18 protein-coding genes are annotated in these 20,599 nt (G+C 71.9%); 4 read left to right on the top strand and 14 right to left on the bottom strand.

The window, feature by feature from the left end; genetic code table 11:
• Positions 1-4 precede the first annotated feature (4 nt).
• Positions 5-658 carry a lipoyl(octanoyl) transferase LipB gene (lipB, locus tag DA085_RS11155; RefSeq protein ID WP_109473040.1) on the bottom strand — a complete coding sequence of 218 codons (654 nt, stop codon included), beginning with the start codon at positions 656-658 and terminating at the stop codon, positions 5-7.
• A gap of 71 nt (positions 659-729) precedes the next feature.
• On the opposite strand from lipB, the gene DA085_RS11150 reads away from it, so the two are divergent.
• A complete protein-coding gene (locus DA085_RS11150) occupies positions 730-2,406 on the top strand; it encodes a serine/threonine-protein kinase (RefSeq protein ID WP_109473039.1) in 1,677 nt (558 codons plus the stop codon).
• Between the two features lie 129 nt (positions 2,407-2,535).
• Here DA085_RS11150 and tuf read toward each other — a convergent pair whose 3' ends face one another.
• The 5 genes from tuf to lpdA all read right to left on the bottom strand — a co-directional run bounded on the left by tuf (position 2,536) and on the right by lpdA (position 9,479).
• Positions 2,536-3,720, bottom strand: coding sequence for an elongation factor Tu (gene tuf / locus DA085_RS11145; RefSeq protein WP_109473038.1), 1,185 nt, complete (start codon positions 3,718-3,720; stop codon positions 2,536-2,538).
• A 373-nt stretch (positions 3,721-4,093) separates the two neighbouring features.
• Entirely contained in the window at positions 4,094-5,023 is a 930-nt protein-coding gene (locus DA085_RS11140) for a hypothetical protein (protein ID WP_109473037.1), read from the bottom strand.
• A 62-nt stretch (positions 5,024-5,085) separates the two neighbouring features.
• A complete protein-coding gene (locus tag DA085_RS11135; protein WP_109473036.1) occupies positions 5,086-6,024 on the bottom strand; it encodes a TIGR01777 family oxidoreductase in 939 nt (312 codons plus the stop codon).
• A 42-nt stretch (positions 6,025-6,066) separates the two neighbouring features.
• Positions 6,067-8,016 (bottom strand): 2-oxoglutarate dehydrogenase, E2 component, dihydrolipoamide succinyltransferase, encoded by a 1,950-nt coding sequence (gene sucB / locus DA085_RS11130; protein ID WP_109473035.1) that lies wholly within the window; start codon positions 8,014-8,016, stop codon positions 6,067-6,069.
• A gap of 74 nt (positions 8,017-8,090) precedes the next feature.
• Complete coding sequence (gene lpdA / locus DA085_RS11125) at positions 8,091-9,479, bottom strand: dihydrolipoyl dehydrogenase (RefSeq protein ID WP_109473034.1); 1,389 nt, start codon at positions 9,477-9,479, stop codon at positions 8,091-8,093.
• A gap of 99 nt (positions 9,480-9,578) precedes the next feature.
• Between lpdA and DA085_RS11120 the strand changes: the two genes are divergently transcribed.
• Positions 9,579-9,932 (top strand): hypothetical protein, encoded by a 354-nt coding sequence (locus DA085_RS11120; RefSeq protein WP_109473033.1) that lies wholly within the window; start codon positions 9,579-9,581, stop codon positions 9,930-9,932.
• A gap of 67 nt (positions 9,933-9,999) precedes the next feature.
• Entirely contained in the window at positions 10,000-10,209 is a 210-nt protein-coding gene (locus tag DA085_RS11115) for a DUF5302 domain-containing protein (RefSeq protein ID WP_109473032.1), read from the top strand.
• Between the two features lie 92 nt (positions 10,210-10,301).
• On the opposite strand, the gene DA085_RS11110 is transcribed toward DA085_RS11115, so the two are convergent.
• Positions 10,302-11,381, bottom strand: a complete 1,080-nt coding sequence (locus DA085_RS11110; protein WP_109473031.1) for a hypothetical protein — start codon at positions 11,379-11,381, stop codon at positions 10,302-10,304.
• Positions 11,382-11,391: 10 nt separating this feature from the next.
• A complete protein-coding gene (locus tag DA085_RS11105; protein WP_109473030.1) occupies positions 11,392-12,891 on the bottom strand; it encodes a leucyl aminopeptidase in 1,500 nt (499 codons plus the stop codon).
• A gap of 79 nt (positions 12,892-12,970) precedes the next feature.
• Between DA085_RS11105 and gcvT the strand changes: the two genes are divergently transcribed.
• Positions 12,971-14,071, top strand: a complete 1,101-nt coding sequence (gene gcvT / locus DA085_RS11100) for a glycine cleavage system aminomethyltransferase GcvT (RefSeq protein ID WP_109473029.1) — start codon at positions 12,971-12,973, stop codon at positions 14,069-14,071.
• Positions 14,072-14,195: 124 nt separating this feature from the next.
• On the opposite strand, the gene DA085_RS11095 is transcribed toward gcvT, so the two are convergent.
• The 6 genes from DA085_RS11095 to DA085_RS11070 are packed head-to-tail and all read right to left on the bottom strand — an operon-like array spanning position 14,196 to position 20,598.
• Positions 14,196-15,359, bottom strand: a complete 1,164-nt coding sequence (locus DA085_RS11095; RefSeq protein WP_109473028.1) for a glycerate kinase — start codon at positions 15,357-15,359, stop codon at positions 14,196-14,198.
• Between the two features lie 28 nt (positions 15,360-15,387).
• Entirely contained in the window at positions 15,388-16,554 is a 1,167-nt protein-coding gene (locus DA085_RS11090; RefSeq protein ID WP_109473027.1) for a mandelate racemase/muconate lactonizing enzyme family protein, read from the bottom strand.
• Positions 16,551-17,642 carry a tartrate dehydrogenase gene (locus tag DA085_RS11085; protein WP_109473026.1) on the bottom strand — a complete coding sequence of 364 codons (1,092 nt, stop codon included), beginning with the start codon at positions 17,640-17,642 and terminating at the stop codon, positions 16,551-16,553. The genes DA085_RS11090 and DA085_RS11085 overlap by 4 nt, the downstream gene beginning before the upstream one ends.
• Complete coding sequence (locus tag DA085_RS11080; RefSeq protein WP_109473025.1) at positions 17,643-18,104, bottom strand: tripartite tricarboxylate transporter TctB family protein; 462 nt, start codon at positions 18,102-18,104, stop codon at positions 17,643-17,645. It lies immediately after the preceding gene.
• Complete coding sequence (locus DA085_RS11075; RefSeq protein ID WP_109473024.1) at positions 18,101-19,636, bottom strand: tripartite tricarboxylate transporter permease; 1,536 nt, start codon at positions 19,634-19,636, stop codon at positions 18,101-18,103. Before DA085_RS11075 ends, DA085_RS11080 begins: the two co-directional genes overlap by 4 nt.
• Positions 19,636-20,598: a Bug family tripartite tricarboxylate transporter substrate binding protein gene (locus tag DA085_RS11070; protein ID WP_109473023.1), complete on the bottom strand. Its 963-nt coding sequence runs from the start codon at positions 20,596-20,598 to the stop codon at positions 19,636-19,638. Before DA085_RS11070 ends, DA085_RS11075 begins: the two co-directional genes overlap by 1 nt.
• Position 20,599 lies beyond the last annotated feature (1 nt).

Below are 20,599 nucleotides of genomic sequence, written 5' to 3'. Positions count from 1 at the left end.
CGGATCAGGCCATTGTGGTGGCCGGCACCTCCGCGGTGATGCTCGACACGCGGGCCTCGATCAGCGGAGTCACGTCCTGCACGGTGACGGGGCGACCCAGCTCTGCGGTCAGCGAGGTGACGCCCGCGTCGGTGATCCCGCACGGGATGCAGGCGTCGGCCCAGGACAGGTCACAGTCGGCGTTGAACGAGAAACCGTGCATCGTCACGTCGTGGCTCACCCGGATGCCGATGGCGCCGATCTTGCGGTCGGGGCCACGCTCGTCGGCCAGCACCCACACGCCGCTGCGGCCCTCGACGCGGGTGGTCTCCACGCCGATCTCGGTGCACACGTCGATCAGCAGCTGCTCCAGGCGCCGCACGTGGGCGACGACATCGACGGGGGAGGGCAGTCGCACGATCGGATACCCCACCAGCTGCCCTGGCCCGTGCCAGGTGATCTTGCCGCCGCGGTCGACGTCGATGACCGGCGTGCCGTCGGTGGGACGCTCGTGGGGCTCGGTGCGCTTGCCCGCGGTGTAGACGGCCGCGTGCTCCAGCAGTAGGAGCGTGTCCGGCTGCTCACCGCTGACGACCCGGGCGTGCACCTCCCGCTGGCGGTCCCACGCCTGCTGGTAGTCGACATAGTCCGGGGCGAAACCGACGTGCTCGATGCGCATGCCTGTCACTGTACGCCGCGGCCTGTGGACAACTTCTGCGCGGGCGGGGCGACGTGGGGCAGGGTGCGGGCATGGACGTTCCGAGCATCCCGGGCTACGACGTGCTCGGTCGGATCGGGTCCGGCGGGAGCGCGCAGGTGTGGCGGGCCCGGCGGACCGCCGACGACCTGCCCGTCGCGCTCAAGGTCGTGCCCACGCGGCCCGACCAGGTCTCGGCCGCCCTGCGTGAGGCGGGCATCCTCGCCCGGGTGCGCCATCAGCACGTCATCCACCTGTATGACGTGGTGCCGGTCCCCGGGGAGGATGGCCGTCCGGGTGGGGTCGCCCTGGCGATGGAACTGGCGGACGGCGGCTCCCTGGCGGAGGTGCTGGGTGCCCGCGGCCACCTGACACCGGGCGAGCTGGTGACGGTCTGCTCGCCGCTGGCGGGGGCGCTGGCCGAGCTGCACCGGGCCGGTGTGGTGCACGGGGACATCTCGCCCGGCAACGTGCTCTTCCGGGCCGACGGCATGCCGCTCCTGGCCGACCTGGGCGTGTCGCGGATCGCGGGTGAGGTGCTGGAGGAGACCTACGGGACGGACGGGATGGTGGCCCCAGAGGTCATCGAGGGCTTCGCGCCGACGGCCGAGTCAGACGTCTATGGTCTGGGAGCCCTCGCGTGGCGCAGCCTCGTGGGTGAGGTCCCGGGCTGGGTCGGGACGCGCGTTGAGCTCGCCGAGCTGCGGCCCGAGCTCCCCGAGGCGCTGGTGTCCCTGGTCACGTCCTGTCTGTCGGGTGAGCCCTCAGACCGGCCGGAGGCCGAGGAGGTCGCGGTGGCGCTGTATGCCGTGACCCGCCCCGAGCCGGTCGCGCTGGCCCCCGGTGCGGACCCTGCGGCCGGGCTGACGCAGCGGATCCGGGCGGCCCACCGCGGCGCGGGCGAGGGGGTGGACGAGTCCGCTGGCGGTGACTCCGACGCTCGCGGCCGGCGCCGGCTCCCGCACCCGCGCGCTCTCCTCAGCCGACGTGCTGGTGCCACCGGAGGTGATCGTGGTCGCGACTCCCCGACCGGTCGCGACTCCCGGACCGGTCGCGACTCCCGGACCGGCCGCAGTGAGCGCCGGTCGTCACGGGCGGCGGGCCTGCTGGTGGCCGGGGCGGGGGCGGTTGTCGTCGTGGCCGTCATGGTGGCCGTGCTGCTGGGGGCGCTGCTCGGGACCGGGTCCTCCTCCGAGGCGCGGAGTGAGGGGGAGCCCCCGGCTGCCGTCGCGGACGCCCTCGGTCTGGTTGCGTCGGCGCCGACCCACGGCCCGGCCACGGGGAGTGAGTCGCCACCGGAACCGGACTCCGAGCCGGACCCTGCCCCCGAGCCTGCCGTGACCGAGCGTCCGGTCCCTGCGCCGGCCGCCGACCCGCAGGCCTCTGCGCAGGTGCTCCTCGACGCCCGGGCGGCGACCTGGCGCTCGGGAGAGTCGACGGACCTGGCGGACGTGCACGTGGCCGGCTCCCCGGCCTACGAGCAGGAGGCCGAGTCGCTCACGAGCGCCCGGGCGCTGGAGGTGAGCTACCGCGGCCTGGAGTTCAGCGTCGAGCACGCCATCGTCCTTGCCTCCGGCCCCGAGCGGGTGGTCCTCGAGGTCGAGGTGGAGCGCTCGGGGTACGACGAGGTGACTCCTCACGGCACCGTGGCGCACCCGGCCACCTCGGAGGTGGTGGAGCTGGAGCTGCGGCTGACCGACGATGGGTGGCGCATCTGGGGGTGGGGCTGAGCGATGCCGCTGGCGCATCTGGGGGTGGGGCTGAGCGGGGGTGGGCTGAGCGGGGGTGGCGCATCTGAGGGAGGGGCTGAGAGTGACCGGCCCGGCACCACGAGGGTGCCGGGCCGGTCGTGCCGGCCCTCAGACGAGCGCCGTCACCGTCCCTGCGGCCACAGTCCTGCCGCCCTCGCGGACGGCGAAGCCGAGGCCGGGCTCGAGGGCGATCGGCTTGTCGAGGTGGACAGTCACCTCGACGGTGTCACCGGGCATGACCAGGTCGACACCGCCGAGCTCCATCCGGCCGGGCACGTCCGTGGTCCGGAAGTAGAACTGCGGCCGGTAGTCGCCGGCGAAGGGGGTGTGTCGTCCTCCCTCGTCCGCGGTCAGCGTGTGCAGCGTGGCGGTGAAACCCTGGTGCGGCTGCACGGACCCCGGCAGGGCCAGGACCTGACCACGCTGGACGTCCTCACGGCGGACGCCACGCAACAGCACCGCGGCGTTGTCTCCCGCCTCGACCGTCTCCAGCGTCTTGCCGAAGGTCTCCATCCCGATCGCGACCGACGTCAGCGTCTCTCCGAGCCCGACGACCTCGACGCTCTCACCGGCCCGCAGGGAGCCGCGCTCGACGGCGCCGGTGACGACGGTGCCCCGGCCGCTGATCGTCAGGGCGCTCTCGATCGGCATGAGGAACGGGCCGTCGAGCTCGCGCGCGGGCAGCGGCACGTAGTCGTCGACCGCCTGCAGCAGCGCGGTCACCGACGCCGTCCAGCGCGGGTCACCCTCGAGGGCGCCCAGCGCGGAGACCGGCACGACCGGCACCTCGTCGCCGGGGAAACCGTACTCGCTCAACAGGTCCCGGACCTCGAGCTCCACCAGGTCGAGCAGCTCGGGGTCGTCCACGGTGTCGGCCTTGTTCATCGCCACCACGAGGTAGGGCACGCCGACCCGCTGCGCGAGCAGCACGTGCTCGCGGGTCTGCGGCATGGCACCGTCCTGGGCGGAGACGACGAGGATCGCCGCGTCCACCTGGGCCGCTCCCGTGATCATGTTCTTCACGAAGTCGGCGTGGCCGGGCATGTCGACGTGGGCGTAGTGCCGCGTCGCGGTCTCGTACTCAACGTGCGAGATGTTGATCGTGATGCCGCGCTGCAGCTCCTCGGGGGTCCGGTCGATCCCGTCGAAGGCCACGAAGGTGTTGGCCTCGGGGGTGGACTCCGCGAGGACCCTGGTGATCGCCGCGGTCAGCGTCGTCTTGCCGTGGTCGACGTGACCCATGGTGCCGATGTTGAGGTGCGGCTTGGACCGGATGAACTGGCTCTTGGCCATGGTCGTTCTGCTCTCTGTGCTCTGCGTATGCCGGCGGGCTGGCTCGCGCGGGCGGGTGCCGGGGGACCGCAAGGCCCCTGATCAGAGGGGGACTCCGCGCCAGGACCGCGGGGACGGGAACGCTGTCCTGCCTGACGGCAGTGGTGCCCGGGATGGGTGGCCGACCCTCCTCCGTGGGTCCTGCTGAAGCGGGAGGAGGGTCAGACTTCAGCGCCGTCGCGCAGGAAGTCCACGGCCACGGCGCAGCGCTCGACGCCCGAGCGGCGGGTGCCGGTCAGGGGAGCGAAGCCGGTGGCGGTGGACATCGTGATCACAGTAGCCGGGCAACGCCGGGCAGTGCCTCCGAATTCCCCGGCATCAACCGGACGAGGGGTCACCCCTCGGGCTGCTCACCCTCCGGTGCCGACAGCCGGGCTGCCGACAGCCGGGCTGCCGGCAGCGCGTCGACCAGGGCGAAGGTGCGCCTCCAGGTGCTCGCGTCCAGGGGGTCCGGGTCGCCGGACTGGTAGGCGAAGAACCATCCGCCGGCGGTCTCGGCCTCCCAGGGTGGAGCCGCGCGCGAGCCGCCGCGGCCGCCGTCCCGGGCGGCACCAGGCTGGTCCGAGCCATCCAGCAGGTCCAGCACGCGCGGGGTGAACACGGTCGCTGCGAGGTCGTCCTCGCCCGGGTCGGCCTCGAGCCGCCCGTCCCTGAGGACGACCCGCGGGAGCGGCTCGTCGGAGAGGAGCACCGCCAGGTAGCGGCAGGTGCCGTGGTCCTGCGGAGGGCCGCCGTCCGCCGGGTTGCCGGAGTGCCAGGACTCGGTGGCGACATGACACGTCCGGCCGCCCTGGGTCCAGGCCACGAGGTCGTGGCGGACCCGGTTGCCGTCCAGCCCTCGGCCGAAGATGCGCCCCGGGAGGTCGGCGGGGTCGGCCACCGGCGCGGCGTCGAACCCGTTGTCGTTGGCGAAGGCCATCAGCCGGTAGTGGCCCCGCCACCCCCTGGCGGCCCGGTGCACCCGCCACCGGAAGACGGCCCAGAGCACGCCGAAGGCCACCGCGGCCAGCCCCGCGGCGAGCAGGAGGCCGAAGCCGTCACCGTCGGACACCACCATGACGACGCCGGTGATCACGCTGATGACGCACAGGAAGGCCGCGACCGTGGCGCCGATCCCGACCCATGCCGGGGCGTCCAGCCGGGGCCCGTCCGAGGCAGGGCCGTGGCGGCCGGCACGCTCGTCCTCCGTGCGGATGCGCTCCCGCCAGGCCGCGACCTCCCGCGCCGGGGGAGTCCGGTGCAGGGAGGAGTAGTCGATCGCCATGGTCGGACACGCTATCCGGCGCGGGCCATGGCTGAACGCTGGCGGGACGTGCGTGCGGCGACTCAGCCCGTCGTGCCGGTGACCCAGGCCGCCGCGCTGTTCAGGTCCGGGTGCCGGAACCGGAAGCCGCTCCCGAGCAGTACCGTCGGGAGCACCCGCTGGCTGCCCAGCACCTCGCTGGCCATCTCGCCGAGGGCCAGCCGCAGCGCGATCGTCGGTGCGGGCATGATCGACGGTCGGCGCAGCACGCCGGCGAGGGCGGCCACCACCTCGGCCTGCGGTGCTGGCTCGGGGGCGGTGAGGTTCACGGGCCCGGTGATCTCCGGATGGTCGATGAGCCAGAGCATCGCGGCGACGTGGTCCGGGAGGGTGATCCAGGACCAGTACTGCCGCCCGCTGCCCATCGGTCCGGCCAGACCGGCCCGGACGATGGGCATCAGCCGCGCCAGTGCCCCGCCGGTGCGGCTCAGGACGATCCCCGTGCGCAGGTGGGCGACCGGGAGGCCGGCCTCGTGCGCGGCCCAGGTCGCGTGCTCCCAGTCCCGGACCAGACCCGCGACAAAGCCGTAGCCCGGTGCGCTCTGCTCGGTCAGCTCCACCTCGCCGCGGCTCCCGTAGAAGCCGATCGCCGACCCGGACAGCAGCCGTGGCCGCCGGGGGAGCGCGGTCAGGGCATGGCAGAGCGTGTTCGTGGTGGTGATGCGGGACTGGACCAGCTCGGCCTTGTAACGCACCGTCCACCGGCGGTCACCCAGGCCTGCCCCCGCGAGGTTGACCGCCGCAGTCACCTCCTCGAGGGCCGACCGGTCGGACAGTCCCGTCTCGGGGTCCCAGCGCACCTCGCGGACCCCCGGCGGGACGTCGCGGGCGGGATCGCGGCGGACCAGGTGCACCACCTGGTCGCCCCGTGCCCGCAGGGCCGCAGAAAGCGCAGAGCCGAGCAGTCCGCTCGAGCCGGTGAGGGCAACGAGGTGGTGCGGACTGCTCGGCTCTGACGTCACTGTCTGCCTGCCTGTCGTCGGGCCCGCTGGGGCCGAGGGGGATCAGACCTCGAAGGATCCCTCCTCGAGGCGCTCCTTGACGGTCCCGAGGAAGCGGGCGGCGTCGGCACCGTCCACGACCCGGTGGTCGTAGGTCAGGGCCAGGTAGACCATCGAGCGGATGGCGATCGTCTCGCCACCGTCCTCGTCCACCACGACGACCGGTCGCTTGACGACGGAGCCGGTGCCCAGGATCGCGACCTGCGGCTGGTTGATGATCGGGGTGTCGAACAGCGCCCCGCGGCTGCCGGTGTTGGTGATCGTGAACGTGCCACCACCCAGCTCGTCCGGCATCACCTTGTTGGTGCGGGTGCGCTCGGCGAGGTCCGCGACCTTGCGGGAGATGCCGGCGATGTTGAGGTCACCGGCATCCTTGATCACCGGGACGATGAGCCCCTTCTCGGTGTCCACCGCGATGCCGACGTTCTCGGTCGGGTGGTAGATGATCTGGTCGTCCTCGACGCTGGCGTTGACGTTGGGGTGGATCTTCAGCGCCTCGACCGCGGCCAGGACGAAGAACGGCATGTAGGAGAGCTTCACGCCCTCGCGTGCCAGGAAGTCGTCCTTGGTCTTGTTGCGCAGGCGGGCGACCTTGGTGAGGTCGACCTCGATCACCGTGGTGAGCTGCGCACTGGTCTGCAGGGACTCGACCATGCGCGTGGCGATGACCTTGCGCAGCCGCGACATCTTCTCGGTGGTGCCGCGCTTGGGCGAGGCCGCGGCCTGAGCGGCGGACGGCGCCGAGGGGGCGGCCGCTGGAGCCGGCGCAGCCTGGCCTGCAGACGCAGCGGGGGCTGCGGCCGCCGGGGCGGCCGCGGGCGGCGTGGCCTTGGCGGCCTCCTCGGCCTTGCGGGCCGCGTCGAGCACGTCCTGCTTGCGGATCCGGCCACCCACACCGGTGCCGCTCAGGGTGTTCAGGTCGACCTTGTGCTGGGCCGCGAGCTTGCGGACCAGCGGGGTCACATACGCGCTGACGTCACTGCCGGACTGCTCCGGGGTCCCGACACCGCTGGCCTGGTTGGGCGAGTCGCCGGAGGGAGCCGCGGCTGCCTTCTCACCGCTCGCCTGCGACGACTGCTCGGCGGCCTGCTCGTGCAGCCGGGCGTCCTCGGCCAGGTCGGGCGTCTCCTCGCCCGCGGGCTCCTGCTCGGCGGGCGCCTGCGGCTGCGCGGGCGCCTCTGCCTGCGGCTGTGCAGCGGGCTGCTCCTGCGCGGTGGGCTCCTCGGCCGGCTGTTCCTGCGCCGTGGGCTCCTCGGCGGGAGCGGCTGCGGCCGAGCCACCGGCGGATCCACCGACCACAGCGAGGGCGCCACCGACCTCGACTGTCTCGTCCTCCTGGGCGAGGATCTTGGTGAGCACACCGGCGACGGGTGAGGGGATCTCGGTGTCGACCTTGTCGGTCGAGACCTCCAGCAGGGGCTCGTCGACCTCGACGGTGTCACCCTCGGCCTTCAGCCAGCGGGTCACGGTGCCCTCGGTGACGGACTCACCCAGGGCCGGCATCGTGACCGTCTCGCCCTCGCCGCCACCGCTGTCGCCGCCCTGGGCGGGCTGGGACTGCTCGGCCTGCGGCTCCTGTGCGGGGGCCTCCTGTGCAGGGGCCTCCGGTGCGGCCTCCTCGGCAGGTGCCTCCTCCGCAGGTGCGGCCGGCGCCTCCTCGGCCTGCGTCTCGGTGCTCGCGGACTCGCCGCCACCGGCGGAGTCGCCACCCCCGGAGCCGTCACCGATCACGGCGAGGTCGCCGCCGACCTCGACTGTGTCGTCCTCCTGCGCGAGGATCTCCTGCAGCACGCCGGCGATCGGCGATGGGATCTCGGTGTCGACCTTGTCGGTCGAGACCTCCAGCAGGGGCTCGTCGACCTCGACGGTGTCACCCACGTTCTTCAGCCAGCGGGTCACGGTGCCCTCGGTGACGGACTCACCCAGGGCCGGCATGGTCACGCGTTCAGACATTCGACGTCTCCTCGTCCGGGGCCTTGCAGTCTACGGATTCTCCTGCCTGATGGCAGGACGTGTGTGGTGGCGCGTCAGGCATGGGCGTGCAGCGGCTTGCCCGCCAGGGCCAGGTGCGCCTCGCCCAGCGCCTCGTTCTGGGTGGGGTGTGCGTGGATCAACTGCGCCACATCATCCGGCAGTGCCTCCCAGTTGTAGATCAGCTGGGCCTCGCCCACCTGCTCACCCATCCTGGCACCCACCATATGCACGCCGACGACGGCCCCGTCAGCGGCCCGCACCAGCTTCACGAAGCCGGCGGTGCCCAGGATCTGGGACTTGCCGTTGCCCCCCAGGTTGTACTCGTAGGTGGTGACCTCGCCGTGCTTCTCCCGGGCCTGCTCCTCGGTGAGCCCCACGGAGGCGATCTCAGGGTCGCAGTAGGTCACGCGGGGGATGCCCGCCTCGTCGATCGGTGTCGGCTCGAGGCCGGCGATCTGCTCGGCGACGAAGATGCCCTGGGCGAAGCCGCGGTGCGCCAGCTGGAGGCCGGGCACGATGTCTCCCACGGCATACAGACCCTCGACGCCGGTCCTGCAGCGCTCGTCGGTGGTGACGAAACCGCGGTCGAGGGTGACGCCGGCCTCCTCGTAACCCAGGCCCTCGGTGACCGGGCCGCGGCCGACGGCGACCAGCAGCAGGTCGGCCTCGAGCGTGTCGCCGGACTCCAGGGACACCTGCACGCCGCGCTCGTCCTGGGTGGCACCGGTGAACTTCACCCCGGTCCTGACGGTGATCTTGCGCTTCCTGAAGGCGCGCTCCAGCGTCTTGGAGACCGCCTCGTCCTCGGCGGCGACCAGGCGGGGGAGCGCCTCGACGACGGTCACCTCGGAGCCGAAGGAGCGGAACACCGAGGCGAACTCGACGCCGATCACCCCGCCGCCGAGCACGATGACGCGCTCCGGCAGCTCCGGGAGGGTCATCGCCTGGTCGCTGGTGATGATGCGGCCGCCGATCTCCAGGCCGGGGAGGCTGCGCGCGTAGGAGCCCGTCGCCAGCACGACGTTCCGCGCGGTGAGGGTGCGGTCCCCGACCACCACCTGACCGGGACCGGCGAGGGTGCCGTGCCCCTCGACATACTCGATCGTGGCCGAGCTGACCAGGCCCTGCAGGCCCTTGTGGAGCCGGCCGACGACCCCGTCCTTGTAGGAGTGGACCTTGTCGAGGTCGATGGAGTCCAGCGTGGCGTTGATGCCGAACCGGGCGCCGTCGCGGGCCGAGTCGGCCACCTCCGCGGCGTGCAGCAGCGCCTTGGTGGGGATGCAGCCGCGGTGCAGGCAGGTGCCCCCGAGCTTGTCCTTCTCGACCAGGGCGACCGTCAGACCCAGCTGTGCGGCCCGCAGCGCGCAGGAGTAGCCGCCGCTGCCCCCGCCCAGGATGACGACGTCGAAGGCACTGTCTGCACCGGGTGCGGTCTGAGGCATGGGGTCATCTTGTCAAACGCCGGGGCGGCGGACCACCGAGGGGGCGTCACGGGCGCTGACGCGCCGGAACAGTCGGCCACGCGCGGTAATCTCCCACCTATGGCGTGGTGGAGGCGACGGAAGAATCGTGGCGCGGACGGGGCGGTCGGGACCGTCCGGGGGCGCACGGACGGGCCGTCGATGGCGATCGACCACAAGGCCGTGCGGGCCCACATGGAGGGCTGGGTGGCCAGCCACAAGGGCGTCGAGGCGTATGTCGAGCCGGCCACCAACGTGAGCACGACCACCGTCATCCTCATCGCGACCGACGGCGAGTGGACCCGCCGCGCCGTGGGCACCCCCAGGGCCGGGTTCGAGCTGGGCCGGCTGCTCGGGATCCCGGTCTACGACGTGAACCAGACGGGCTACCCGTCCCGGATGCGCGAGTGGAACCGGCGGCACAAGAAGTCCTGAAATGCGGTCGTGTCGTGGCGCGGCTCATGGGAGGCTGTGCGGACGCATCGACTACGGGAGGCGCCCTATGACGCAGGACAGGCCCACAGACACGGACAGTCACAACGAGCACGTCGAGGACGATGTGAAGCGCAAGTTCCGGGAGGCCCTGGACAGGAAGCACGCGCACGGCGGCAAGGACGTCTCGGACCACTCCGAGCACGGCAAGGTCGCCGGGTCACGCCGCGCCAAGACCTCCGGCGCGCAGCAGATGTTCCGCCGCAAGAGCGGCGGCTGAGCCACCGACGATGCCCCGGACCGTCTGCGGTCCGGGGCATCGTCGTCGTCGGCACCGGTGCCTGCGTCACGGCAGGCCGGGCACGACACCGGTCAGGGCAGCTGCTGGTCGGGGCGCTGGACGCGAGAGCCGAGGTAACGGTCTGGCACGCGCCCGGCGAGCGCCCGGTCGAGCTCGGGGACCAGGCCCTTGCCCCGCCGGAACGGTGCGAGCTCGGTCAGCCGTTGCTGGTGCCGGAAGGGAGCGGGCAGCCCGGGGTCGGGGAGCAGATGAGCACGCTCGGCCACGCGGTCGTCGGTCAGCGCGAACACGAGCCGCACGTCGCGTCGCTCCCGGAGCCGGCGCGGCGTCGGGGTCAGGCCGTGCGGGATGACGCGGGAGTTGTCCATCAGCCCGATCGCCAGCACCTCCTCCCAGCCGATCGTCCACCCGAGGGCGACGCCGAAGCGTCGCAGCCCGCGGGAGCTCACCTCGATCGTGTCGCCCCACGCCTCGACGGCCGCGACGGTGACCGCCAGACCCAGCAGGGCCAGGAAGCCGGCGAAGCACGACATCACGAGCCTGATCACCAGCGGGACGGGCTCCGGCTGGGTCCACAGCAGCCACCCCACCCAGGCGCCGAGCGCCAGCACCAGCAGGCCACAGGCGGTGAGGCCGATCGAGGACAGGGGAGACAGCAGGCGGATCCGGACCGGAGGTCCGGCGAGGGGCAGCGAGCGGGGTGGCAGGGCCGGCCCGGAGACGGTGGGGCCCGGCCGGGCCGGCGGAGCCGGTGCCCGGGAGAACCCGGTCGGCGGCAGGCTGGTGTCCGGCAGCCGGGGCTGCCTGCGCAGCACGACCATGAGGGCGACCGCAGCCGTCGCGACACCAGGGGCGCTCCACTCGCTCGCACTCAGTGCGTAGCCGCCGCCGACGAGCACCAGGACGCTGAGCATCGCCAGCCACCACGGCGCTGCCCGCACGCCCGTCCGGATGGCGAAGGCGAGCGCTCCGGCGACGATGCCGAGGAACCCGACCCATCCCCAGAGGGTGCCCGGTCGCTCCAGTCCGAGCACGACCGAGGTCAGGAACGCCAGGACCGCGACGCCGAGGGTGAACGGCGGAAGGAGCAGGACCACCAGTCCCCAGGTGCCAGCGGAGGTGCGCTGCCCGGGGGACGGGAGCCTCGGCATACGGTCGCTGTCAGGCGTAGGAACGAGCCAGCTCGATCAGGGCACGGACCCCGGAGCCGGTGCCGCCCGTCGGGGTGTAGCCCCAGGCGCCCTTCTCGTTGAACGCCGGGCCGGCGATGTCGATGTGCGACCACTTGATCGCCTGCCCCGAGCCGTCCTTGCCGACGAACTCCTCGAGGAACTTCGCCGCGACCATCATGCCGCCGGCGCGGTCGCCGGTGTGCTTCAGGTCCGCGACGGGGGAGTCCATCGAGCCGCGGATCTCCTCCGGCAGCGGCATGCCCCACGCCGCCTCCCCGGCGACGGTGGCCGCGCCCGTGACACGCTCCCGCAGCTCGTCGTCATTGGCCATGACACCCATCGTGCGGTTGCCCAGCGCGATGATGCAGGCTCCGGTCAGCGTCGCGATGTCGACGATGGCGTCGGGCTGCTGCTCGGAGGCCAGGGCGATGCCGTCGGCCATCACCAGGCGGCCCTCCGCGTCGGTGTTGATGATCTCGACCGTCCGGCCGCCGCGCATGGTGACGATGTCACCGGGGCGCTGCGCCAGGTCGCCGGTCATGTTCTCGGCCAGGCAGAGGTAGCCGGTCACGGCGACCGGGACCTTCAGCTCGGCGAGCGCGAGGATCGAGGCGGCCACGGCGGCGGCCCCAGCCATGTCGCACTTCATCGTCACCATGCCCGTGCCCGGCTTGATGCACAGGCCGCCGGAGTCGAAGGTGATGCCCTTGCCGACGAAGGCCAGGTGCGCCTTCGCGCCCCGCGGCTTGTAGGTCATCGTGACCAGGCGCGGCGGGCGGCCGGACCCCTGCCCCACACCGAGGATCCCGCCGCAGCCCTCCTGCTGCAGGCGGTCGGCGTCCCACACCTCGAGCGTGACCTTGCTGCCGTCCGCGCGCCGGGACACCGACTCGGCGAAGCTCTCCGGGAAGAGCACGTTGGGCGGGGTGTTGACCAGGTCGCGGGCGTAGCGGACGGCCTCGGCGACCGTGCTGGCCTGCCCCGCGATGTCCTCCTTGTGGCGGCCCTTCAGCTGCACCTGTGCAGTCGCCAGGGGCGCCTTGGCGCTCGCCGCCTTGCCCTCGCCCAGGAAGGTCTGGAAGGCGTAGCCGCCCAGCAGCACTCCCTCGGCCACCGCTCGGGCCTGCTCGGCGCCGCCCCCCAGGGCGAACAGCGCGGACTCCTTGCCGGCCAGCGCGCGGGTCGCGGCGCCCGCGGCCCGGCGGTAGCGCTCGGCGGCGTCCGGCACCGGCGCGTCGGCCTTGCCCGTGCCGACCACCACGACCAGTGCTGCTGAGACCCCGGGCACCCCGGCCAGCTTGACGACCTCGTCCGCCTTGCCGGTGGCCCCGGTCGCGGAGAGGTTCTGGTTGACGTGGGTCAGGGCGTTCTTGGGCAGCTCGGTGCCCTCCGACAGCACCGCGCCGTCCTCGCCGGCCGTGGAGGCCAGCACGAGGGCGTCCACCTTGGCGGTCGCGATCTTGCTGTCAGTCAGCGTGAGAGTGGTCATCGTTGTCCATTTCAGTCGTCGTCGACGGTGCGTTGGGGCCGCGTTGAGCCTAACGGCACCGGGGGCTACCGTGTGAGCCATGTCTGCCGAGTCGCCGAAGACCTCCCCCGTCCACGACCGTCACGTTGCACTCGGCGCCAAGATGGCCGACTTCAGCGGGTGGCAGATGCCCATCGAGTATGCCGGGGTGAAGGCCGAGCACACCGCCGTGCGTGAGCGGGTGGGCGTCTTCGACGTCAGTCACCTGGGCAAGGCACTGGTGCGGGGGCCCGGGGCCAAGGACTTCGTGAACAGCTGCTTCACCAACGACCTGAACCGCATCGAGCCGGGCCGGGCGCAGTACACCATGTGCTGCAACGAGTCCGGTGGTGTCGTCGACGACCTGATCGCCTACCTCCGCTCCGACGACGAGATCTTCCTGATCCCCAACGCCGCCAACAACGCCGAGGTGATCCGGATGCTCACCGAGGCCGCTCCCGAGGGCATCGAGGTGATCGACCAGCACACCGACTACGGCGTGATCGCTGTGCAGGGCACCCACAGCGACGAGGTGCTCACGGCGCTCGGCCTGCCGGTCGGCCACGACTACATGAGCTTCGTGGAGGCCAGCTGGGAGGGGCAGCCCGTCATCGTGTGCCGCACGGGCTACACGGGGGAGCGCGGCTACGAGCTCCTTCCGGCGTGGGGCGCGACGGGTGACCTGTGGGACGCCCTGCTGACCGCGATGAAGCCGTACGACGGCGCACCCGCCGGCCTCGGCGCGCGGGACACCCTGCGGACCGAGATGGGCTACGCGTTGCACGGCAACGAGCTCTCGCCGGAGATCACCCCGGTCATGGCCCGGTCCGGGTGGGCCGTGGGCTGGAAGAAGGACGCGTTCTGGGGCAAGGCGGCGCTCGAGGCCGAGAAGGAGGCCAAGAACACGCGGATCTCCTGGGGCCTGGACGTCACCGGACGCGGTATCCCGCGTGCGCACTGCGAGGTGAGGTCGCCTGACGGCACGGTCATCGGGACCGTCACCTCCGGCACCTTCTCGCCGACCCTGGGCAGGGGCATCGCGCTGGCGCTGCTGGACCGCACCGCCGCCGAGGGCGACGAGGTCGTCATCGACGTGCGGGGCCGTGACGTCACGGCCGTGGTCAAGAAGCCGCCGTTCGTCGAGGTCGGCGTCCGCGAGTAGCCCCGCATTTTCGTATGGTCTCGTAGGTGCTCCCCGCGTTTTCGTAGGGGTCTCGTAGGTGTGACCCGTCTTTCGTCGCGGTCTCGCAGGATCCGCCCGCCTTTTCATCGCGGGCCCGCACGCCCTATGCGTGGCCCGCGGGCTCGATCCAGCGGCGCAGGGCGCGGGCGGTCACCTCGGTGAGGCTCGTGGCGGTGTCGTCGAGCGCCGCGTCCACGCCGACCTCCTCGACCAGCGACCACACGGCGGCAAAGCCCGTGTCCTCGCGCCCCTCGGCGTCCACGGTGCCCGCCACCGCGATCGTCGGCACGCCGCCACCGGCGGCACGGGCAGCCAGCGCGACCGGTCCCTTGCCGTAGCGGCTCTGCGCATCCAGCTTGCCCTCTCCGGTGAGCACCAGGGAGGCGCGGGTCAGGGCAGCAGGGAGGCCGATGAGGTCCATCACCAGGTCGCCGCCGGCCTGGATCCGGGCGTCCAGGAAGGTCACTAGTCCCCACCCCAGGCCCCCGGCCGCCCCCGCGCCCGGCAGGTCGCGCACGCCGGTCCCCAGGTCCGTCTCGACGACATCGGCGACCGTGCGCAGGCCGCGGTCCAGCAGCTCCACCTCGTCCGGTCCGGCGCCCTTCTGGGGGCCGTAGACGGCGGCGGCGCCGGTCGGCCCGAGAAGCGGGTTGGTGACATCGGTGGCGGCCACGAAGGTGGTGCTGGAGACGCGCGGGTCGAGTCCGTCCACGCGCACCCGGCTCACGCGGTGCAGCTCGCCCGGCCCGACGGCGGCACCGTCGGCGTCCAGGAACTCCGCCCCGAGCTCCGTGGCCAGGCCGACCCCGCCGTCGGTGCAGGCGACACCTCCGAGACCGAGGATCACCCGGGTGGAACCCGCGGCCCAGGCCTCGCGGACGAGGAGGCCGACGCCCGCGCTGCTGGCCCGCAGCGCGCTGTCCGGCGTCGGGTCCAGCAGCTGCAGGCCACAGGCCTGGGCCACCTCGATGACGGCGGTCGCTCCCCGCAGTGCCAGGTGCGCCTCGACCGGATCGCCGAGCGGCCCGGGGACGGTGCACGTGCGGCGCCGTACCCCGGCACCGGTGGCGAGGACGGCCTCGACCGTGCCCTCGCCACCGTCACCCAGGGGGAGCTGCTCGACCACGGCGTCGGGCAGCACGGCCCGCACGCCGGCGGCCATCGCAGCCGCCGCCTGCGGGCCCGTGAGCGTGCCCTTGAACTTGTCGGGTGCGATCAGCACCCGCAGTGCCGACGTCCCCTCACCCGCGCCTGACCGCTGACCCATCCTGGCCTCCCTGCCGACCGACTCCTGTTCAGGAGAGCAGACTGGCACAGACCTCGGCCAGGTCCGACTTGCCCTCGAAACCGATGCCCGGAAGCTGCGGCATACGGATGTAGCCGTCCTCGACGGTGCACCCGTCGGGGAAGCCGCCGAACGGCTGGAAGAGGTCGGGATAGGACTCGTTGCCGCCGAGCCCGAGACCGGCGGCGATGTTGAGCGACATCTGGTGCCCGCCGTGGGGGATGAAGCGGTCGGGTGCCCACCCGAGCTCGCTCATCGCCTCGAGGGTGCGCAGGTACTCGACGAGCCCGTAGCTCAGCGCACAGTCGAACTGCAGGAAGTCGCGGGTGCTGTCCATGCCGCCGTAGAGACCCAGGTTGCGGGCGTCCCAGTGGGAGAACAGGTTCTCCCCGGTGGCGACGGGCAGCGTGCCGGCACGCTCGGCGACCTGTCGGGTCCCCTCGTAGTCCAGGGGGTCGACCGGCTCCTCGTACCAGTAGAGGCCGTAGTCCTTGATCGCCTCGAGGCACTCCACCGCCTCCGCGCCGGTGAACCGGCCGTTGGCGTCCACCATCAGCCGCTGGCCCTCGCCGAGGATGCTCAGGGCCGCCTCGATCCGGGTCAGGTCCTCGGTGAGGCTGGCGCCGGCGATCTTCATCTTCACGACGGTGTAGCCGCGGTCCAGGTAGCTGGTCAGCTCGTCCTTGAGGCCCTGCAGGCCCTTGCCCGGGTGGTAGTAGCCGCCCGCCGCGTAGACGAAGACGCGCGGGTCCGGTGTCCCGCTGCCGTAGCGCTCGGCGAGGAGGTCGAACAGGGGACGCTCCTCGAGCTTGGCGCACGCGTCCCAGAGCGCCATGTCGAGCACGCCGACCGCGACGGAGCGCTCGCCGTGGCCGCCCGGCTTCTCGTTGGTCATCAGCGTGTCCCAGGCCCGGTGGGGGTCGAGCAGCCCGGTCTCGTCCAGCAGGGACTCCGGGTCGGCCTCCAGGAGGCGCGGGGCGAACCGCTCCTTCATCAGGGCGCCCTGGCCGTAGCGACCGTTGGAGTTGAAGCCGAAGCCGACCACCGGTCTGCCATCGCGCACCTGGTCGGTGACCACGGCGACCAGGCTCAACGTCATCTTCGAGAAGTCGATGAAGGAGTTGCGGATCTGGCTGGAGATCGGGAAGGTGCGCTCCCTGATATCGACGATCTTCACTGTGCTGCCTCTCGGTCGGTCAGGTGCTGGAGGACTGCCTCCGCAACCTGCGTGGTGGTGGCGGTGCCACCCAGGTCTGGGGTCTTCACGCCCGCGGCGAGCGAGGCCTCCATGGCCCCCACCAGCTCCGCAGCTGCCTCCGGGTGCCCGAGGTGGTCGAGCATCATGGAGGCGGCCCAGATCTGGCCGAGCGGGTTGGCGACGCCCTGGCCGGCGATGTCCGGCGCCGAGCCGTGGACGGGCTCGAACATCGAGGGGAACTCGCCCTCGGGGTTGAGGTTGGCCGAGGGGGCGATGCCGATGCTACCGATGATGGCGGCGCCCAGGTCGGTCAGGATGTCACCGAACAGGTTGGACGCCAGGACCACATCGAAGCGACCCGGGTCCAGGACGAACATGGCCGACAGGGCGTCGATGTGGTAGTCGCGGACCTCGATGTCGGGGTAGCCCTCGGCGGTGGCGTGCACGACCTCGTCCCAGAACGGCATGGTGTGCACGATGCCGTTGGACTTGGTCGCCGAGGCCAGGGTGCCGGCACGGCTCGCCGCGAGGTCGAGCGCGAAGCGCGCTGCACGCTCCACGCCGCGACGGGTGAACACGGACTCCTGGACCGCGAGCTCGTGCTCGGTGCCGCGGTACATCCGGCCGCCGACCTCGGAGTACTCACCCTCGTTGTTCTCCCGCACGACGACGAAGTCGATCTCGGTGCCCTCGCGCAGCCTCAGCGGGGACTCGATGCCGGGCAGCAGCCGCACCGGGCGCAGGTTGATGTACTGCTGGAAGGCGCGACGGATCGGGATCAGCAGACCCCACAGGGAGACGTGGTCGGGCACACCGGGAAACCCGACCGCGCCGAGCAGGATCTGGTCGTGCGCCGCCAGCTGCTCGAGCCCGTCCTCGGGCATCATCGCCCCCGTCCGGGTGTAGCGCTCGCAGCTCCAGTCGTAGTGCTGCCACGAGAAACCGATGCCGTGCCGGTGTCCCACCTCCTCCAGGATGCCGAGGGTGGGACCCATCACCTCGGTGCCGATCCCGTCGCCGGGGATGACGGCGACGGACACCGGGCGGCGGGCGTCGGGGGATGACATTCACTGACCTCCGAGTTCGGGGAGCCGGACATACAGGACCTGGGTGAAGGAGAGGTACAGGACGAGCACGATCACGGTGGCGACCGCAGCATCCATGAGGACTGCCTTGGGTGTGATCCGTTCGCTGCGCATGGTCAGCGAGATGAGCGTGCAGAACGCGATGCCGGCAGCCAGGAAGCCCAGCCGCGGCAGGGCGACGACCCAGGCGGCCATGAGGAGCACCGCGCGGCCGAGATCCCACAGCCCCACGGCCTCCTCGTCGTCGACAGCCGCGTCGTCCGGTGCGGCACCGGCGAGGGCGCGCTGGCGCAGACCCTGCACGAGCAGGACCACGCTGAGGACGCCGAGGACGACCAGGGAGGCGTCCGGGAGCAGGTTGGTGTGCGGGAACCGGTAGTCCCGCTGCACGACGAAGCTCGCCACGAGGACCAGCAGGCCCAGGGCCGTGATGATGTTCTTCATGCCCGGTCCTTCTCTGCCTCGGCCACCATCTCGGTGACCACTGCCTGTTTGCGGTTCTGGATCATGGGCCAGACGATGCCCGCCACGCACATCAGAATCAGCACGATGCTGAGGGGGCGGGTGAAGAACGTGAGCCACGGGAGCGCGTGGTCGGTCGAGACCAGCAGCCCCTGGACCAGCCCGCGCTCGGCGATCGGCCCGAGCACCAGGCCGAGCACGATCGGGGCGACGCCCACACCGACCCGGCCGAGGAAGTAGGCCAGAACCCCCAGGACGACCATGATCGCCACGTCGATGACCGAGCTGCGGATCGCGTAGGCGCCCACGATCGAGGTGACGGCGATCGCCGGTGCCAGGTAGCGCGCCGGCAGCAGGACGACCCCACGTTGCAGCGCGCGACCGGCCAGCAGGCCCACCGGCGCCATCATCAGCGCGGAGAGAGCCAGCGCGAAGGCGAAGGTGTAGACCAGGTCGCCCGACTGGGTGAACAGGTCGGCGCCGGGGCGCAGGCCCTGGAGAAGCAGCACGCCGAGGACGATGGCGTCCGGAGGGGTGCCGGGCACCCCGAGCGTCAGGGTCGGGATGAAGCCACCACCGACCGTGGCGTTGTTGGCGGACTCCGCGGCCACCACCCCCTCGACGGCGCCGTGGCCGTACTTGTGGCGCTCCTTGGAGGCCCGCTTGGCCTCGTTGTAGGCCACCAGGTTGGCGACACTGCCACCTGCTCCGGGCAGGATGCCGATGAGCGCGCCGATCACCGAGGACCGCACCAGGTTCACCGGTTTGCGCAACAGGTCCGTCGTCATCCTCGTCCAGTGCCGCGACTCGGCCTCGGCGCCCGGCTGCACCTCGAACTCCCGGGAGCGGCGCGCGATGAGCTTGAGCACCTCGGGGACGGTGAACAGACCGATCAGCGCGGGCACCAGCGGCACACCGCCCTGCAGCGAGGGCTCACCGAAGGTGAACCGCACGTCGCCGCCCACAGGGGCGATGCCGACCGTGCCCAGCAGGACCCCGAGGGCGCCACCGACCAGGCCCTTGAGGACGGAGCCGGTGCTCATCCCGATGATGATGGTGAGCCCGAAGATGGCGACCCAGAAGTACTCCTGGGGCCCGAAGCGCAGGGAGAAGTCCGCGAGCGGCGGGGCCAGGAAGAGCAGGAAGAGGACGCCCACCAGTCCGCCGACCACCGAGCCGAGGGTGGCGGCCACGATGGCCTCCTCGCTGCGCCCCTGCTTGGTCATTCGGTAGCCCTCGAACGCGGTGGCGATCGAGCTCGGGGTGCCTGGTGCGTTGACCAGGATCGCGGTGAAGGAGCCGCCGTAGATGGCGCCCATGTAGAAGGCGCCCAGGAGCACGAGACCCGCCCCCGGGTCCATCGCGAAGGTGAACGGGACGAGGAGGGCCAGGCCCATCGTGGCGCTCAGCCCGGGCATGGCGCCGATCGCCATGCCGGCCACCGTGCCGACGAGGACCAGGAGCAGGGTGAGGGGCGAGAGGAGGTCGACCAGCCCCTGGAGGGCGTCGCCCATCAGCCGAGCATCCCGAGCTTGTCCAGGAGCGCGGTGTACTCCTGGGTCCTCGCGTCGATCAGCTCCAGGGACTGTGCCGGGTCATAGTTCTCCAGGTTGAAGGCCTGCGCCTTGAAGTCCTCGACCAGTGCCGGGTCCTCGTTGACCGCGGCGAAGCTCTCCGCGAGCGTGTCGACGATCTCCTGGGGGGTGTCCTCCTGCACGCAGACACCGCGGTAGGCGCCGTCGGCGAGGTCGTAGCCCTCCTCGGCGAAGGTCGGGGCGTCGACGCCCTCCATCGGCTCCTCGGCCATGATCGCGAGCGGACGCACCTGGTCCCCGAGGGCGTCGATCTGCGGGGTGTAGGTCATGAGCGCGTCGACGTGGCCTCCGAGCAGGGCGGGCACCGCCGCGCCCGTGCCGTCGAAGGGGGTGTAGGACACCTCGATGCCCGCCGCGTCGGCGAACTGCAGCGTCCCGATGTGGTTGGCGCTGAAGTCACCGCTGCCACCCACGGAGAGACCACCGGGCTTCTCCTTGGCTGCCGCCACGAAGTCCTCCAGGGTCTCGAACTCGCTGTCGGCCTTGACGACCAGGGCGTTGGGGGTGCTCTGGAAGAAGTAGACCGGCTTGATCGCCTTGGTCTCGTAGCCCGCGTCGTCGCGCAGCATCGGCTGCAGGATGATGTGCGGGATGTTGCAGCCCATCACCGTGTAGCCGTCGGGACGGCTGCGGGTGAGCTCGGACCACCCGAGGGCGCCACCGGCTCCCGGCTTGTAGGAGATGGACACGCTCTCGCCCAGCACCTCCTCCAGCGGCTGCTGCTGCAGTCGGGCGGTGATGTCGGACTCGCCGCCGGGATCGAACGGCAGGATGTAGTCGATGCGCTTGCTGGGGAACTCCCCACCGCCCCCCGAGCAGGCCGCCAGGCCGAGGACGGCGGCGGGGACGAGGGCGATGGCGAGGGCGCGCTGGCGAATCATC

Source organism: Ornithinimicrobium cavernae (assembly GCF_003121625.1).
In the GTDB taxonomy this organism is placed as follows: domain Bacteria; phylum Actinomycetota; class Actinomycetes; order Actinomycetales; family Dermatophilaceae; genus Ornithinicoccus; species Ornithinicoccus cavernae.
This window is presented reverse-complemented; position numbering and strand designations above follow the sequence as displayed.